Annotated in this window: 13 protein-coding genes and 1 riboswitch; of the genes, 5 read left to right on the top strand and 8 right to left on the bottom strand. The window is 71.1% G+C overall.

All coding sequences use genetic code 11. The features are described from left to right. Positions 1 to 92: 92 nt before the first annotated feature. The 8 genes from FHS34_RS43875 to FHS34_RS34270 all read right to left on the bottom strand — a co-directional run bounded on the left by FHS34_RS43875 (position 93) and on the right by FHS34_RS34270 (position 9567). On the bottom strand, positions 93 to 995 hold the full coding sequence (locus FHS34_RS43875) for an FG-GAP repeat domain-containing protein (RefSeq protein ID WP_225817380.1): 903 nt from the start codon (positions 993 to 995) through the stop codon (positions 93 to 95). A 247-nt stretch (positions 996 to 1242) separates the two neighbouring features. Then, entirely contained in the window at positions 1243 to 1695 is a 453-nt protein-coding gene (locus FHS34_RS34300; protein ID WP_184972837.1) for a hypothetical protein, read from the bottom strand. Beyond that, positions 1692 to 2204 carry an RNA polymerase sigma factor gene (locus FHS34_RS34295; protein ID WP_184972835.1) on the bottom strand — a complete coding sequence of 171 codons (513 nt, stop codon included), beginning with the start codon at positions 2202 to 2204 and terminating at the stop codon, positions 1692 to 1694. The genes FHS34_RS34300 and FHS34_RS34295 overlap by 4 nt, the downstream gene beginning before the upstream one ends. Further along, entirely contained in the window at positions 2194 to 2646 is a 453-nt protein-coding gene (locus FHS34_RS34290; protein WP_184972833.1) for a DUF3995 domain-containing protein, read from the bottom strand. The genes FHS34_RS34295 and FHS34_RS34290 overlap by 11 nt, the downstream gene beginning before the upstream one ends. 361 nt (positions 2647 to 3007) lie before the next feature. Next, positions 3008 to 5053, bottom strand: coding sequence for an acyltransferase family protein (locus FHS34_RS34285; protein WP_225817379.1), 2046 nt, complete (start codon positions 5051 to 5053; stop codon positions 3008 to 3010). Positions 5054 to 5426: 373 nt separating this feature from the next. Further along, positions 5427 to 6542, bottom strand: a complete 1116-nt coding sequence (locus FHS34_RS34280; protein WP_245002501.1) for an acyltransferase family protein — start codon at positions 6540 to 6542, stop codon at positions 5427 to 5429. Between the two features lie 681 nt (positions 6543 to 7223). Further along, positions 7224 to 8624, bottom strand: coding sequence for a purine-cytosine permease family protein (locus tag FHS34_RS34275; RefSeq protein WP_184972829.1), 1401 nt, complete (start codon positions 8622 to 8624; stop codon positions 7224 to 7226). Continuing rightward, a riboswitch (TPP riboswitch) is annotated at positions 8614 to 8709 on the bottom strand. (Overlaps the previous gene by 11 nt.) A gap of 336 nt (positions 8710 to 9045) precedes the next feature. Continuing rightward, on the bottom strand, positions 9046 to 9567 hold the full coding sequence (locus FHS34_RS34270) for a hypothetical protein (RefSeq protein ID WP_184972827.1): 522 nt from the start codon (positions 9565 to 9567) through the stop codon (positions 9046 to 9048). A gap of 335 nt (positions 9568 to 9902) precedes the next feature. On the opposite strand from FHS34_RS34270, the gene FHS34_RS34265 reads away from it, so the two are divergent. From FHS34_RS34265 to FHS34_RS34245, 5 genes are all read left to right on the top strand, one after another. After that, on the top strand, positions 9903 to 10109 hold the full coding sequence (locus FHS34_RS34265; protein WP_184972825.1) for a cold-shock protein: 207 nt from the start codon (positions 9903 to 9905) through the stop codon (positions 10107 to 10109). Positions 10110 to 10516: 407 nt separating this feature from the next. Further along, a complete protein-coding gene (locus FHS34_RS34260) occupies positions 10517 to 11698 on the top strand; it encodes an ROK family transcriptional regulator (protein ID WP_184972823.1) in 1182 nt (393 codons plus the stop codon). A 195-nt stretch (positions 11699 to 11893) separates the two neighbouring features. Then, complete coding sequence (locus FHS34_RS34255) at positions 11894 to 13411, top strand: sugar ABC transporter ATP-binding protein (RefSeq protein WP_184972821.1); 1518 nt, start codon at positions 11894 to 11896, stop codon at positions 13409 to 13411. Continuing rightward, the gene (locus tag FHS34_RS34250; protein ID WP_184972819.1) at positions 13408 to 14427 is read left to right on the top strand and encodes an ABC transporter permease; all 1020 of its coding nucleotides are present in this window, start codon (positions 13408 to 13410) and stop codon (positions 14425 to 14427) included. The genes FHS34_RS34255 and FHS34_RS34250 overlap by 4 nt, the downstream gene beginning before the upstream one ends. 17 nt (positions 14428 to 14444) lie before the next feature. Beyond that, entirely contained in the window at positions 14445 to 15485 is a 1041-nt protein-coding gene (locus FHS34_RS34245) for a substrate-binding domain-containing protein (protein ID WP_184972817.1), read from the top strand. The last annotated feature ends 58 nt before the right edge of the window (positions 15486 to 15543 follow it).

Genomic DNA, 15543 nt, shown 5'->3' with positions numbered 1-15543 from the left:
TGAGGCGCTGCGTGTCACAAGTGGCCGCCCTCCAAGTCTGACGGACGTCGCCGCCGCACCGTTCGGTCGGTGCCGGGCCGCCGCACGGGGCGTCAGAAGAGGTCGCGGTACTGGTTGAAGCCGGTGCCGACCTTGGTTCGGGCCTTGAAGGGCGCGGCCGCCCTGCCCGTCCCCTTGTACAGCCACAGGGCGCCCTGGGAATCCCGGGCGAGCAGGTCGCTGTGGCCATCGGCGTCGACATCACCGGTGGCCACCAGCTTGTTGAACCGGTTCCAGCCGGAACTCACCTTCACACCGGAGGCGAACGGCTTGCGTGGATCGCCCGTGCCCTTGTAGAGCCAGAGGGCGCCCTGCCTGTCGCGGGCGACGATGTCCGGCCTGCGGTCGCCGGAGAGGTCGCCCTGGCCGGCGATCTGGGTGAACCGGTCCCAGCCGGAGCCGACCTTGACGCGCGGTGCCAGTGAGCCGCCCGCCCTGGTCTGGAAGCGCCAGAGGATGCCCTGCTTGTCGCGGGCCAGCAGGTCGGGGTGCTTGGCACCGCCCAGGGTGCCGGGGGAGAAGGCGACGTTGTACCGGCCCCAGCCGGTGGCCACCTTCTTGAGGCGGCCGTAGCGCCAGAGATTCAGCGTGCCGTCGTCCATGACGTGGTACGCGCCGTCCTGGTAACCCGTCAGATCAGGGTCGATCGACACCCCGAGCCTGAAGTGCGGCCACTGGTAGCCGCCCGACGGGGCATCGAAGCCGCCCTTCCCGTCGCGCATGTACACGTACATCTGGCCCGACGGCAGGATCCCGGACAGGAAGAAGTCGGGCGCCGCGGGGGTGGGCCTGTGCTGACCGGCCGCCGCGGCGCTCCGGGCGACGTCTTCCGCCGGACCGGTCGTCGCGGCGGTGTCGGCCAGGGCGGTGCCGGCGGTGGCGCCGACCAGGGCGACGGAGATCGCCGAAGTGACGAGACGCGACGACGCGCGTGCACGCGGGGAGGACCGGGTCACGTAGGACTCCATGAGGGATGCGGAACCAGGCGGCGCGCCCGGCAAGGGTGTGGGCCGCGCTCGCTTCATTGTCCGGATCTTCGCACGTCTGTCCCGGTGATTTTGCAACAGGGTGCAGAATGCCGGATTCCGCCCGGGCGGCACCGCACATGACCTCCCGCAAGCCCGAGGGAAGCTCTCCGGGAGCGCGCCGCGCCGGCTGCCGGTGACCCACCGCGCTCATCGAGGAGCAAGGTCGCTGTCCGGTTCACAGCAGGGCCGTCAGGTTCCGCACGCTGCGGCCGCCCTCCCGGCGTACGCCCAGGGGGACCAGGGCGGCGCGGGACGGCAGCCGCACGCCGCCGGTGAACGCCACCCGCGTACCCGGTCCTTCGGGCGCCGCCGCCACACCGATCAGCAGGAACCGGCTCTGCAGCCAGCACCAGCCCGGCCGCTGCACCCCGCGCAGCCGGGCCCGCATCCCATACCTGCTGCGCGCCAGCGCCTCGACGCGCTCGCCCTGCCGGCGGACGACCCGGAGCCGCTCCATGTCGGTCACCACCTGTCCGAACCCGCCCTCCAGGTCGCCCAGCAGGGACCAGACCCGCTCGAAGGGTGCGTCGACGTGCGCCTCGGTCACGTGGGCGCCGCGGATGCCGGCGGCCAGGACGTGCAGGCGGCGCACGGGGTCGAGGTCGGTGGTGGGCCAGTGTTCGTTCATGACGTCCACGCCTTCCGGAAGGTGTCGCGGGCTCGGTGCAGTCGCGACTTGACGGTGCCCGTGCGCACACCGAGGAGGGCCGCGGCGGTGCGCTCGTCCAGGCCCTCCACGTCACGCAGCATCAGCACCGCACGGTGTTCGGGGGAGAGCCGGTCCAGTACGTCCCTGATGTCGGTGGAGAGCTGGGGGTCTCCGCGGGCCGGGAGCGCGCTGAGATCGGCCGGTACGGTGCGGCCGGCGCGATGTGCGGTGCGGAGCGCCTCGCGCACGGCGATGGCCCGGACCCAGCCGTGCAGGGCGGCCGGGTTCTTCAGTGTGCGCAGCGACTTGAAGACCGCCACCAGGGCCTCCTGCGCCGCGTCCGCCCCTTGGTCCAGGGCGACGGCCGAGCACACACGACCCACGTACGGGGCGAGTACGTCCAGGAGTTCGGCCATGGCGAGGGTGTCGCCACGCTGGGCGGCTCGCACCAGCACGGCCGTCCGGTCGTCGGTTCGGTCATCGGGCACGGGCCTGATCCTTCCACCGCGCCACGCGCAGGGCGGCGACGGCCAGGACGGCGCACAGCGGGGTGTAGAGCGCGAGGTTGAGCCAGTAGAAGGCGGTGCCGGTCTCCTTGGCGAACAGCCAGTAGATTCCCGCGAGGGCGCGCAGCGAGAGGCCCGCGGCCACGGCCAGGGTGCCGAGGCGGAGGACCGCGTGGCGGGGGCGGCGGGAGTGGGCCAGGACGAACGCGGCGGCGGTGAGGAGGAGGGCGACGAGCGGGAGCAGGACCGGCGGTGTGAACGGTGCGTCCGTACCGAGAACCGCTCGGGACAGGCTCCCGTCGTCGGTCGCCGGCCAGGTGGCGCCGGTCGTCCAGTACAGGTGGAGCAGGGCGTCCACGGTGAGCACCGAGGCGACGAGCGTGGCGGCGCGGACGGGCGCGGGACTGTCGGTCCGATACGGCATGGGTCCTCCTGCGGCGACTTCGGGAATCCGTCACCCTCCAGAGGAGCCGTCCACGCGAAACGTTCCGTCGAGGTACGCGAATTCTTCAGAGGACATCAGGGCGGATCCCGGCCCCGCGGGAAGCCGTCGAGGCGGAGTCGGCACGAGGAGGTAGGCCGAGACGACGTCGAAGCGGGAGCAGGTGTTCAGCCGGATCGCGCGGGGTCTCCCGGACCGGGTCGAGATGACCGCCGGCCTCACCGTCCATCTCGCCCGTCGGCGCCACGAGGCCCGAGGGAGGGCGAACGCGGCGGGCGCCGGAGCGGAGACGGCGAAGGGGCCGGTGGTCGGTGAACGACCGCCGGCCCCTTCGTGTTCCGGGTCAGGCGCCCGGGCGCTTACGGAGATCCTCGCCGAACAGGCGCAGGAGCTTGTCCTCGACGACCGGCGTGAGGGCCTTCACATAGCCGTCCGCGAGGTGACCGTAGTCGCGGTAGACCATCGTGTTGCCCACGACGACCGGGCAGTTGCCGGAGGGCGCGCACACCCAGTCGTAGGGGTTGACGATCGTCACACCCTCGGCGTCGGCGGCCGCCTTGATCGCCTTGGTGACTTCCGGCTTCGGGTCGGCCTCCGAGCGGTCGCGCGCGCAGGCACTCAGATCGCTCGAGTGGGCGGTCGCGCAGTCCACCGCGTTGTTCTTCGGCCACGGGGTGTCCAGGATGGTCATCACCCGCGTGCGGCCGTGCTGCAGGATGCGGTACGTCTCGGCCTGCCCCTTGCCCCAGGCCTCGGCGATGTCGCCGTCGCCCCACAGCTTCGCCGAGTTGGAGCTGGAGGTGATGACGAGCTCGGGCTTCATCTTGAGGATCTTCTCGATCGTGACCTTCCGCCAGTCGTCACAGGTCGAGTAGGGGCCCTTGTTGTATTCGATGGTGATCTGGGCGACCTTGCACGCGTTCTTCGTGAGCGAGTAGAGCCGCCAGTGGTGCTTCTTGGCGATCGCGTCGAGCGCCGGGAACCACTGGGCGACGTGCGAGTCGCCGAACAGGACGACGCTGCGGTCCGCCTTCGTGTCGCCGTACAGGCAGGGCTGCGTCTGCACCGTGCCGGTCATCGTCAGGGCGCAGTCGTCGGTGTACACCTTGGACCGCTTGTAGGCGGTGTCCCGCATGCTGGGCGAGAGGTTGGACGGCAGCTTGTCCACCTTCTGCTCCAGCAGCTCGGTCAGCGCCGCCCGCGGGTCGGCCGCCTTGGCGAGCACCTGCTGGGTCTTCTGCCGGGCCACGCCCTCGTCCAGCTGCGGCGGGAACTGCGCGGCGACCACCGCGACGCAGGCCGTGACGGCCGACAGGCCGAGACCGAGCACCAGACCCCGCCCGGCCCGGGCCTTGAAGGCGCGGTGGAAACGCATCGGGTTCTCGATGAGGTGCAGCGTCAGCCAGGCGAGCGGGATGCCGCACAGCGCGGCGATCAGACGCAGCGGACCGTCGTGCTCGCCGAAGCCGGCGGCGGCGGGGACGAGCAGGATCAGCGGCCAGTGCCACAGGTACCAGGCGTACGAGACACCGCCGACCCAGACGGCCGGGCGCAGGGACAGCAGCGCGCCCGCGCCCCAGCGGCCGCCCGCGGCGCCGCAGGCCAGCACGGCGGCGGCGCCGAACACCGGGACGATCGCGTTGTGGCCGGGGAAGCGGGTGCTGTCGTCGAAGACGACGGCACCGTAGGCGATGGCGCCCAGACCGGCCCAGCTGACGACCGCGGCGACCGGCCGCGGGATGTCGTCGAGACGGTCCGCCGCCAGCGCCAGCACGGCGCCGACCGCGAGTTCCCAGATGCGGCCCTGTGAGCCGAAGTAGGCCCAGGACGGAGAGGTCTCGGTGAGGTGGAGGTTGACCGCGAAGGAGCCCGCGGCCAGGGCCAGCAGCGGCAGCGCGAGCAGCGCCCGGCGCCGGAACAGCTTCAGGGCGACGATCAGGAGGATCGGCCAGATCAGATAGAACTGCTCCTCCACCGCCAGCGACCAGAAGTGCTGGAACGGCGAGGGCGGCACATCCGTGTTGAAGTAGTCGGTGCCGGCGTCGGCGAGCCGGAAGTTGACGACGTACCAGGCGGAGGCGATGGCGTCCTTGGCGTAGTCCGCGAAGCGCAGCGGGCCGAGGAAGAGCCAGGAGCCCGCGAGCGTCGCCATGACGACGAGCGTCGAGGCGGGCAGCAGACGCAGCGCGCGCCGGGCGTAGAAGCGGCCCAGCGCGATCTTGCCTTCACGGCGGTGTTCCCGGAGCATCAGCGACGTGATCAGGAAGCCGGAGATCACGAAGAAGACGTCCACACCGATGTAGCCGCCGGCCACCGGGGCCACGCCGGCGTGCGCGAACGCCACCAGCGAGACGGCCACCGCGCGCAGGCCCTGGATGTCCAGCCGCAAGCCCGCGTTGCCGGCCGCCGTCCGCCCGCCCCGTTCTCCGGGAGCGCCGTCGCGCGGTTTCGGTATGGATGCGGCTTCCTCGGATGTGGGCCGCGGAGGGTGCGCGAGGCGGCGAACGGGCACCGTCAGGATCTCCTTGCTCGTCAGACGTCACCGAGACGCCTTCACGCGCCATCGGCAAGGCTCCGGAGGCGGGGCGCCGCCAGAAGAGGCGGCGCCGGTGATCGCCCCGGAGCCGGACGATCGAACCTACCCTCGACCGGGTCCGTGAGCGATGACGTTGTGATCACATCGTCACAACAAACGGTGAAGGTGGGTTTGAATCTACATGATCTGAACCCGACAGGATGGCGCCGGGTCCGTGGGACCGGCCTCAGGTCCGGGGCGCGGCCGCGGTGGTCTCCAGCGGCGGGGTGACCGGGTCCGAGGCAGGTCGGCCGGTGTCGCCGAACGGTGGCGCCGGCTCGCCCGGGCGCCGGCCGTCGTCGGTGTCGGCGGCGCGTACCTGCGCGAAGGCGGCGCTCAATCCGCGTTTCAGCCTCCTGGAGACCGGCCTCTCGACGAGCCGGTGCACCAGGTGGGCCAGCAGAAGCATGCCTGCCACGGTGCCGCCGAGCAGCAGCCAGCGGTCGACCTTGTACTGGAGGTGGTGGAAGACCTCCCAGCCGATGGACTCGTGGAGCAGGTACAGCGGATAGGTGAGGGCACCGGCCGCCGGCAGCCAGCGCCAGTCGATCCGGTGGAACCAGCCCAGGGAGACGCCCGCCATCACGGCGAAGAAGACCGTGATCAGCACGGCCACACCCCCGCCGGGGATGTTGTGCCCCACGTAGTGCAGGCTCCGTCGCCAGGTCTGCATGGCGGTGTGCTGCCCCATGGCGAAGGACAGGCCCACGATGCCCCACAGCAGCAGGTTCGGCCCGAAGCGGTGGATCAGGAAGAAGGCCAGGCCGGCGATGAAGAACCAGCAGTACTGGGCCATGACGAGGTCACTGAGCGGACCGGAGCCGTACCCCTTGGCCAGCAGTGCGACGGTCGCCCAGACGCAGCAGAAGGTGATCACCCGCCGGTAGGTGAGGCCACGCCATACGACGAGGGCGAACAGCAGGTAGAAGCGCAGTTCCGCCCAGAGCGTCCAGTACACCCCGTCGACGTGCTCGACGCCGAGGGGCCACTGGAGCATCGTCAGGTTGACCAGCACCTCGCGCCAGGCATGCGGCTCGAGGCCGCCGGGAACGAGGGTGACCACCGCGGTGGTCGCGAGCACGCCCAGCCAGTAGGCGGGAAACAGCCGGATCACCCGGGAGGTGAAGAAATCCGCGACGGTACGTCCCCAGCAGCTCATGCAGATGACGAAGCCGCTGATCATGAAGAACAGCTCGACGCCCAGCCACCCGTAGGCGGAAGGCCGGAAGATGACCGGGAAGAGCTGCGCCTGGGGGCCGTCCCATCCCTCGCCGAACGCTACATAGTGGTAGGAAACCACCATCAGGGCCGCGATGAGCCGCAGGGCATCAAGAACGACGATCCGGTTGCCGCGCTCCTGCCGCCCGGTCTTCCGCCGCCCACGCGGGCGGCGACCGCCCGTAGCGTCCGGCCTGGTTCTCTTGCTTATGCGCACTCAGCTCTCCAGGGCTGTCATCTCGTAACAAAGCGTGCCAATCAACCCACGGTCACGGTGCAGCCGCAGGGCTGATCCACGGGTGTGGAGGTGAGTGGGGCCGGCCCGGTGTCATGTCCGCGGGCACGGAGCGATCATCCTAGTTGCAGGCCGCGGTGCAACGGCCTGTGTCACTTGCCACGTCGTCCGGGCCGCAGCTGTTCCGGGGTGAGGGATGCGGCGAGCTGCAGATCGAGCAGGCGGGTGGACGAAGATACGATCACACCGCCGATCCTGCCAGCGGGCGCGTGCCTGGGCAGGGTGTACCGGCCGGGGCGTGCAGGGCGATGAGACCCGCCGGGCGGAGCACGCATGGGGTGCCCCGCCGTCGCGGGTACCGGGCGGGGAGCAGGCAAGTCCCGCCCCTCAAGCGACGACGGCTGACGCTCCCGTACCCACGGGCAGGGTGAACAGACCTGGCCTGCCCGGTGGTTGGAGAGGGGGGAGACTCGCGCGTCATGCGTCCACGAGCACGGAGGGTCACCCCGTGAGCGAAGGGAGCGAGCGCGCTCAGGCCCCGCGGCGTAGGCGCAGCGGTGTGTACACGAGCAGGGCCGCGAGGAACGCCACGGGGTAGGCGAGGTCGGCGCCGTGCAGGGCCTGGGCGACCGGGCCCACGTACAGGCTGGTGCTCATGAACGGCACCGCGACGGCGAATCCGACGACGAACGCCGTGATCGCCGGCCACCACGGCTGCGGCTCCGCCTCCTCCGCCGCCAGGTCGACCGGCCGGCCGCCGCGCGCCCGCGCGCGGGCCAGCCAGTCGACGATCACGATCGCGACGAACGCGGGGATCCAGTAGCCGACGAACAGCAGCACGTTCTGGAAGCGGGCGGTGGTGTCGGCGGCATGCATCCACAGCACGAGCGGGAAACCGAGCACCGCGGCGAGCGCGGCGGCCACCGGCCGCGGCAGCCGCGCGCCGACGGTCTGCAGCGCCAGTGACCCGCTGTAGTCGTTCATGGCGTTGCTGCACAGCGCCGCGAGAGCGACCGCGAGGAGCCCGAACGCGCCGAGCGCGCCGCCGCCGAGCAGCCGGTCCACACCGCGGGCGGTCTGGTCGGTGAACTGCGCGGCACCCCACAGCCCGAGTGCCTGCACCGCCACGAAGGACACGCCGACACCGAGCAGGGTGCACCAGAACATGCGCGGGCGGGACGCCGTCCGGGGCAGGTAGCGGCTGAAGTCGCTGGCGTACGGGGCCCACGAGAGGGCGAGACTCAAAGCGATGGTGCAGGTCAGTACGAACGCGCCCGCCCGATCGGCGCCGTGCACGGTCGCGGCCGTCGCGGGATGGCCGCCGTGCGCGAGCTTCACCGCCAGCGCGACGAACGAGGCGCCGAGCGCGAAGGTCATCACCGTCTGCAGGCGGTGGATCGCCTCGTATCCGATCACGCCCAGCGCCCCCTGGGCCGCCAGCATCACCAGGACGCCCAGCCAGAACGGCCAGCCGAACAACTGGGCCAGGGCGTCCCCGCCGAACAGACCGATCAGCGCGTCCCAGGCGATGGACGACAGCCACTGCAGGGCGCCCGGCAGGGCGACGGCCCGTCCGAAGGCCAGCCTCGCCAGCGGCAGCTGGCCCGCGCCGGTCTGACTGCCCCAGGTCCCCAGATAGGCCGTGGGCACCGCACCGAGCAGGGTACCGAGCACCACGGCCAGCAGCGCGGTGGCGAAGTCCAGCCCGAGGGCCGCCCCCACGGTGCCGGTGAACACGCCGGTCATCGTCAGGTTGGGGGCGAACCACACGGTGAAGAGCCGCCGGGGGCTGCCGTAGCGAGCGTCCTCGGGCACCGGCGTGATGCCGCGCGCCTCCACCCGCAGATCCCCGGGGGCCGTCGGCATCCGGCCGTCGAAGACGCGGCGCGCCTCGGCGACGGCCGTCTCTTCATGGGCATACGGCAACGACATACGACATCCCTCCGCCAGTCCTAACTGGTTCAGGTTCAACGGGTGTGATCTCAGCCCCCGTGCGGGGGCACCCCGTGTCCAGGTACGCCGGCCAGAATAGCCCGGACCGGTGGCCGGTTCCGGCCGGGGCGAGGGGAGGCCGCGTGCGACGGCGTGACGGCGACCGCGGCGCGGCTGTGGCGGCGACCGTGGCGCGGCTGTGGCGGTCCGGCCTCGGAGGCTCGTCAGAGAGCCCGCCGACCTAGCCCACCCGGGGAAGACGCGACGGAGCCGAAGACGGCGTGATCAGCGAGGCCAAGGACCAGGACCTCTCCGTACGAAGACCATGACGTGCGCCTGCGTCGTGCAGCCGGCGCCCCGAGCCTCCTGGGGCCGTCCCGTGAGTGATGCCCGTGGCGGTGCCTCGGCGCGCCCGGGGTGCCTACGTCTCATCCGGCGAGGGCGAGGTTCGCCGCCCGGCCTCGTCCGCCTGGCGGAAGATGTCCGCGCATGTGGGGAACGGTGCCGTCGCGCGGGCGGCGAGGACGGTCAGCGTATGCCGCGCCTCCGTGCTCAGCCGTAGCAGCTGCAGGCAGGACCTGTCGCCCGTGTAGGCGTACAGGCGGAAGATTTTGACGGCGGTTTCGTCGCGGTCGTCGGCGAAGGTGCCGGGAAGCCCGGCGAGCAGTTCGAAGTCCTGCTTGCCGGTCGTCGCGTCGGCCACGGTACTGATGGACAGGTCCTCGAACTCCGCGACGGACAGGGAAGCGTCCACCGCGACAGCGTGGGAGGCCAGGGCCACGAAGACCTCGATCAGCCGTTCTCCCACCGCCCTGTCGATGCCCCAGGCCCGCAGCCGGTCATGGCGGCGACCCTGACGCCACGGCTCGCGGTCCAGCAGGGGCAGCAGGACGCGCCCCAGGTACGCGCAGCGACGCCACAGCATGTCGTGGTCCGAGGCCATCGGCGATCCTCTCCCCAGCGAGTGGAGGTCCTCCAACTTCCCACCGCGCGCGAGCCGGGCACAAGACGGGGCTGCCGGCCGTACCGTCACCCGCCTGGCCGCTCGTTCGAGAAGTCGTCGGGGCCGCGCGGGGGCAGGATTTATGCGGGCCGGCGGGCCGGGTGATGTGTTTCTCTGTGGCGTCGGACCATTGCGGCGTGTAGCGTCAGGGTGGTTGTCGTGGTTCGCCGTTCCTGCCCGTACCGCCAGGTGCGGGCGTTTTGATGTATGGCGTGCTCGCGGCAGTCACTGCGGGTCTGCACGGTGCGGACCCGGCTCGACCGAGAGGTAAACGCATGGCCAGCGGGACCGTGAAGTGGTTCAACGCCGAAAAGGGCTTCGGTTTCATCCAGCAGGACGGCGGGGGCCCCGACGTCTTCGCGCACTACTCCAACATCAACTCTTCCGGCTTCCGTGAGCTGCAGGAAGGCCAGTCCGTGACCTTCGACGTCACGCAGGGCCAGAAGGGCCCGCAGGCGGAGAACATCACGATCGTCGCCTGAGCCGACGCCCGATCGGTGGCCCCCGGAAGTCCTTTCCGGGGGCCATGGCTGTATGTGGGGCACATCCCTCGGTGTCGGCCGGTGAGCAACCCCCGGCTTGGTGCGGGCCGGACCACGGCACGCACACCCACCCGTACGGATGCATCGCCTCCCGCACGCTCACCGGCGTGTGAAGAGCGGTCGCGGTCACCCGGGTAGACGGTCGGTCACGTCCGGGGCGCGAGAGTCGCCTGCGAAAGGGCCGCTGTGGTGGACGGCCGCCGGGCCAGGCCCTTTGTCCTCTCAGTGGAAAAAGTCTGCGGGAATCCGTGCACGACTTCTTCCCCAGGTCCGCCGTCACTGCTACGTTCGCCGTCGAAAGCCCGACACTGGTGGCCGAAACTGGCGGGGAGGGGCACGTGAGACGCATGACCGCTCGACCGGCGAACGCGCACCAGGCCCGTCTGCTGAAGCTGCTCCGTGACAGCGGCCCCAACTCCCGTGCCCAACTGGGCGACCAGGTCGAACTCTCCCGGTCCAAGCTGGCCGTCGAGGTGGACCGGCTGCTGGAGACGGGGCTCGTCGCGGCCGACGGACTCGCCGCCTCGCGCGGCGGCCGCCGTTCGCACAACGTCCGGCTCAACCCGGACCTCAGGTTCCTCGGTGTCGACATCGGCGCGACCTCGGTCGACGTCGCCGTCACCACCCCCGAACTGGAGATCCTCGGCCACCTCAACCAGCCGATGGACGTCCGTGAGGGACCGGTCGCTGTCTTCGAACAAGTCCTGGCCATGGCGGAGAAGTTGAAAGCCGCCGGGCTCGCCGGGGGCTTCGACGGCGCCGGCATCGGTGTCCCCGGGCCGGTCCGCTTCCCCGACGGCGTACCGGTCGCCCCGCCGATCATGCCCGGCTGGGACGGCTTCCCCGTACGGGAGGCGCTCAGCCAGGAACTCGGCTGCCCGGTCATGGTGGACAACGACGTGAACCTCATGGCCATGGGGGAGCAGCACGCCGGAGTCGCCCGCACCACGGCCGACTTCCTCTGCGTCAAGATCGGCACCGGTATCGGCTGCGGCATCGTGGTCGGCGGCCGGGTCCACCGCGGCACCACCGGCAGCGCCGGGGACATCGGCCACATCCAGGCCGTACCCGACGGCCGGCCCTGTGCCTGCGGCAACCGGGGCTGCCTGGAAGCCCACTTCAGCGGCGCCGCGCTCGCGAGAGACGCGGTGCAGGCGGCCGGGCAGGGCCTGTCCGCCGAGCTGGCGGCACGTCTGGAGGCGAACGGCACCCTGTCCGCCGTGGACGTGGCCGCCGCCGCGGCGGCCGGCGACGCCACCGCGCTCGATCTGATCCGCGCGGGCGGCACCCACGTCGGCCAGGTCATCGCCGGACTCGTGTCCTTCTTCAACCCCGGCCTGGTGGTGATCGGCGGCGGGGTGACCGGCCTCGGCCACACCCTGCTCGCAGCCATCCGCACCCAGGTCTACCGCCAGTCGCTCCCGCTCGCGACCGGCAACCTGCCCATCGTCCTGGGGGAGCTGGGTCCCACCGCCGGTGTCATCGGCGCGGCCCGGCTGATCAGCGACCACCTCTTCTCACCCGCGTAGGCCCACGACAGCTCCTCACCGCGCCGACCCTCGGTCAGCGCGCGCGACCTTGATCCACTACGCCCACTGACTCGTGTAACGACGCCTTCCGTCCGTACGGCACACAGCCCTGCCCTCCGAGCCGCAGCACGCCTGCCCGGCCGCAGGCGCGGCACGCCCTGACACCGGCCCGCACGTCCGCCGAGGGGAACCCACATGGCACCAGAACCACCGCTGCTCAGCATGTCCGGGATCACCAAGTCGTTCCCCGGTGTCCGCGCCCTGGACGGCGTCGACCTCGACGTCCAGGCGGGGGAAGTGCACTGTCTGCTCGGCCAGAACGGCGCCGGCAAGTCCACGCTCATCAAGGTCCTGGCCGGCGCGCACCAGCCGGACGACGGCACCATCCGCTGGCGCGGCGAGCCGGTCACCCTGCGCTCGCCCATCGCCGCCATGCGGCTCGGCATCGCCACCATCTACCAGGAACTCGACCTGGTGGAACACCTGTCGGTGGCGGAGAACGTGCACCTCGGCCACGAGCCGACAGCCGCCGGCTTCGTCGTCCGCGGAAAGGCGGCCCGCACCTCGACAGGCGGGCTGCTCAAGCGGCTCGGACATCCGGAGATCGACCCCACCCGGCTGGTCGGGGAGTTGTCGGCGGCCCAGCAGCAGATCGTGTCGATGGCACGCGCCCTCTCGCACGACGTACGGCTCATCGTGATGGACGAGCCGTCCGCCGCGCTCGACCCCGACGAGGTGGACAACCTCTTCCGGATCGTGGGGGACCTCACCGCCGACGGTGTCGCCGTCGTCTACATCTCCCACCGGCTGGAGGAGATCCGGCGCATCGGCGACCGGGTGACCGTACTCAAGGACGGGCGGGCGGTCGCGGGGGGACTGCCCGCCAAGACCACTCCGACCAGGGACGTCGTCGCGCTGATGACCGGCCGCGACGTCGAGTACGTCTTCCCCGAGCGGCCCGTCGGGGAACCGGAGGCCGCACCGGTCCTCCAGGTCCGCGGCCTCGCGCGCGACGGCGAGTTCGCGCCGCTCGACCTCGACCTGCGGCCGGGGGAGATCGTCGGACTGGCCGGACTGGTCGGCTCCGGGCGCTCGGAGATCCTGGAGACGATCTACGGTGCGCGCAGGCCCACGGCAGGCCGGGTCACCGTGGAGGGACGGACCCTGCGCCCCGGAAGCGTCCGCTCGGCCGTACGCGCCGGACTCGGACTGGCACCCGAGGAGCGCAAGGCCCAGGCCCTGCTGATGCTGGAGTCCGTCACCCGGAACGTCTCGGTGTCCTCCCTGTCCCGCTTCTCCCGGGCCGGCTGGGTCGACCGGCGCGCCGAACGGGCCGCCGCACGGGCCGCCGTCCGTGAACTGTCCCTGCGGCCCGACAACCCGGACGTGCCCGTACGGACCCTGTCCGGCGGCAACCAGCAGAAGGCCGTCCTGGCCCGCTGGCTGTTGCGCGGCTGCCGGGTGCTGCTGCTGGACGAGCCCACGCGTGGCGTCGACGTCGGCGCACGCGCCGAACTGTACGCGGTGGTGCGCCGCCTCGCCGACGAAGGGCTCGCCGTCCTGCTGGTCTCCAGCGAGGTACCCGAGGTGCTGGGCCTCGCCGACCGCGTGCTGGTGCTCCGCGAGGGCCGGGTCGTCCACACGGCGCCCGCCCGGGAGCTGGATGAACACCGTGTCCTCGACCTCGTCATGGAAGGAAGCCCGGCGTCATGACGCAGCCCGTCTCCCCGCCCCGGGACACCGCCGGCAAGATCGGGCCGGCCGGCCGGCCCGCCACCTGGCGCTCCCTGTCGGCCCGCGCCGACGTCCGTACCCTCTCCCTGCTCGGTGTGCTCGCCGCGCTCGTCGTCATCGGAGGCGTCACCAAGCCCGACGAGTTCCTCGACACCCGGAACCTGCAACTCGTCCTCACCCAGGCCTCCGTGATCGGCGTGGTCACCGTCGGCATGACCTTCGTCATCACCTCCGGCGGCATCGACCTCTCGGTCGGCGCCATCGTGGCCCTCGCCTCCGTCTGGGCGACCACGGTCGCCACCCAGGAGTACGGTTTCGCGGGCATCCTGTTCACCGCGATGGTCGTCGGCCTCGGCTGCGGACTGGTCAACGGCGTGCTCATCGCCTACGGCGGGATGGTTCCCTTCATCGCCACCCTCGCCATGCTGGCCTCGGCGCGCGGGCTCGCCCTCCAGATCACGGACGGCAAGACGCAGATCGTCACCATTGACAGCGTCCTCCGGCTCGGGGAGCGCGACTCCTATGTGCTCGGGGTCCCGCCGCTGGTCATCGTGTTCGCGATCGTGACGATCGTTGGCTGGCTCCTGCTCAACCGCACCACCTTCGGCCGGCGCACCGTCGCCGTCGGCGGCAACTCCGAGGCCGCCCGGCTCGCCGGCATCGACGTCCGCCGCCAGCGGCTCTACCTCTACCTGTTGTCCGGGCTCTGCTGCGGCATCGCCGCCTTCCTGCTGATCGTGCTCTCCGGCTCCGGCCAGAACACCAACGGCAACCTGTACGAACTAGACGCCATCGCGGCCGCGATCATCGGCGGAACCCTGCTCAGCGGGGGCCGCGGCACCGTCACCGGCTCCGTGCTCGGCGTCCTGATCTTCACGACGATCACCAACATCTTCGCCCTGAACAACCTCCAGAGCGACGTCCAGCAGATCGCCAAGGGCGCGATCATCGTCGCCGCCGTCCTGGTCCAGCGCCGCACCGCCCGCACGGCCTGAGGAAAGGTTTCATCGCCATGTCGCACCTCACCAGTCGCAGAGGACTGCTCTTCGGGACCGCGGCGGTCTCCGCGGGAGCCCTGCTCACGGCTTGCACCAGCAACGAGACCGACGACGGCAAGGCCGCCGCGAACGAGCGGCCGGCCGCCGACGACAAGCCCGGCAAGCACGTCACCATCGGCTTCGCCGGCCCCCAGGCCGACCACGGCTGGCTGAACGCCATCAACGACAACGCCAAGAGCCGGGCCAAGAAGTACGCGGACGTCTCCCTGGAGATCACCGAGGGCTCCAACGACACCGCCCAGCAGATCGGCCAGATCGAGACCCTCATCAACAAGAACGTCGACGTCCTGGTCGTCCTGCCCGCCGACGGCAAGGCGCTCACCCAGGTCGGCCTCAAGGCGATGCGCGCCGGCATCCCGGTCGTCAACCTCGACCGCATCTTCAACTCCGCGCAGGCGTACCGCTGCTGGATCGGCGGTGACAACTACGGCATGGGCCTGAACGCCGGGCGCTACATCGGCGAGAAGCTCAAGGACAAGCCCGACGCCCGCGTCGTCGAACTCGCCGGGCTGGACAACCTGGAGCTGACCAAGCAGCGCACCCAGGGCTTCGACGACGCCCTGAAGAACTACCCCAACATCAAGAAGGTGGCCCGCCAGGCCGCCGAGTTCACGGTCGAGTCCGGCCAGTCCAAGATGGCGCAACTGCTCCAGGCCCAGTCCAAGTTCGACGCCCTGTGGAACCACGACGACGACCAGGGCGTGGGCGCGCTCCGGGCCATTCAGCAGGCCGGCCGGAACGACTTCCTGATGGTCGGCGGAGCCGGCGCGCTGGCCGCCTTCCAGGCGATCAAGCAGGACGACGGCGTACTGAAGGCGACCGTCCTGTACCCGCCCACGATGGCCGCCTCCGCGATCGACCTCGCCCGCGCCCTCGGCCAGGGCAAGGGCGTCGGCGGTCTCGCCGAGTTCGAGATCCCCGCGTCGATCACGCTCTACTCGGCCGTCGTCGACAAGACCAACGTCGACCAGTACATGTCCACCGGCTTCCGGTGACCGGTCCCGCCCGCACCCCCCACCGCGCGAGGACGTAAGCCCCTACCGCGCCACGACC

The organism is Streptomyces echinatus, assembly GCF_014203595.1.
Classification (GTDB): Bacteria; Actinomycetota; Actinomycetes; order Streptomycetales; family Streptomycetaceae; genus Streptomyces; species Streptomyces echinatus.
The sequence above is the reverse complement of the archived record's forward strand: the minus strand, read 5'-3'. Positions and strand labels throughout refer to the sequence as shown.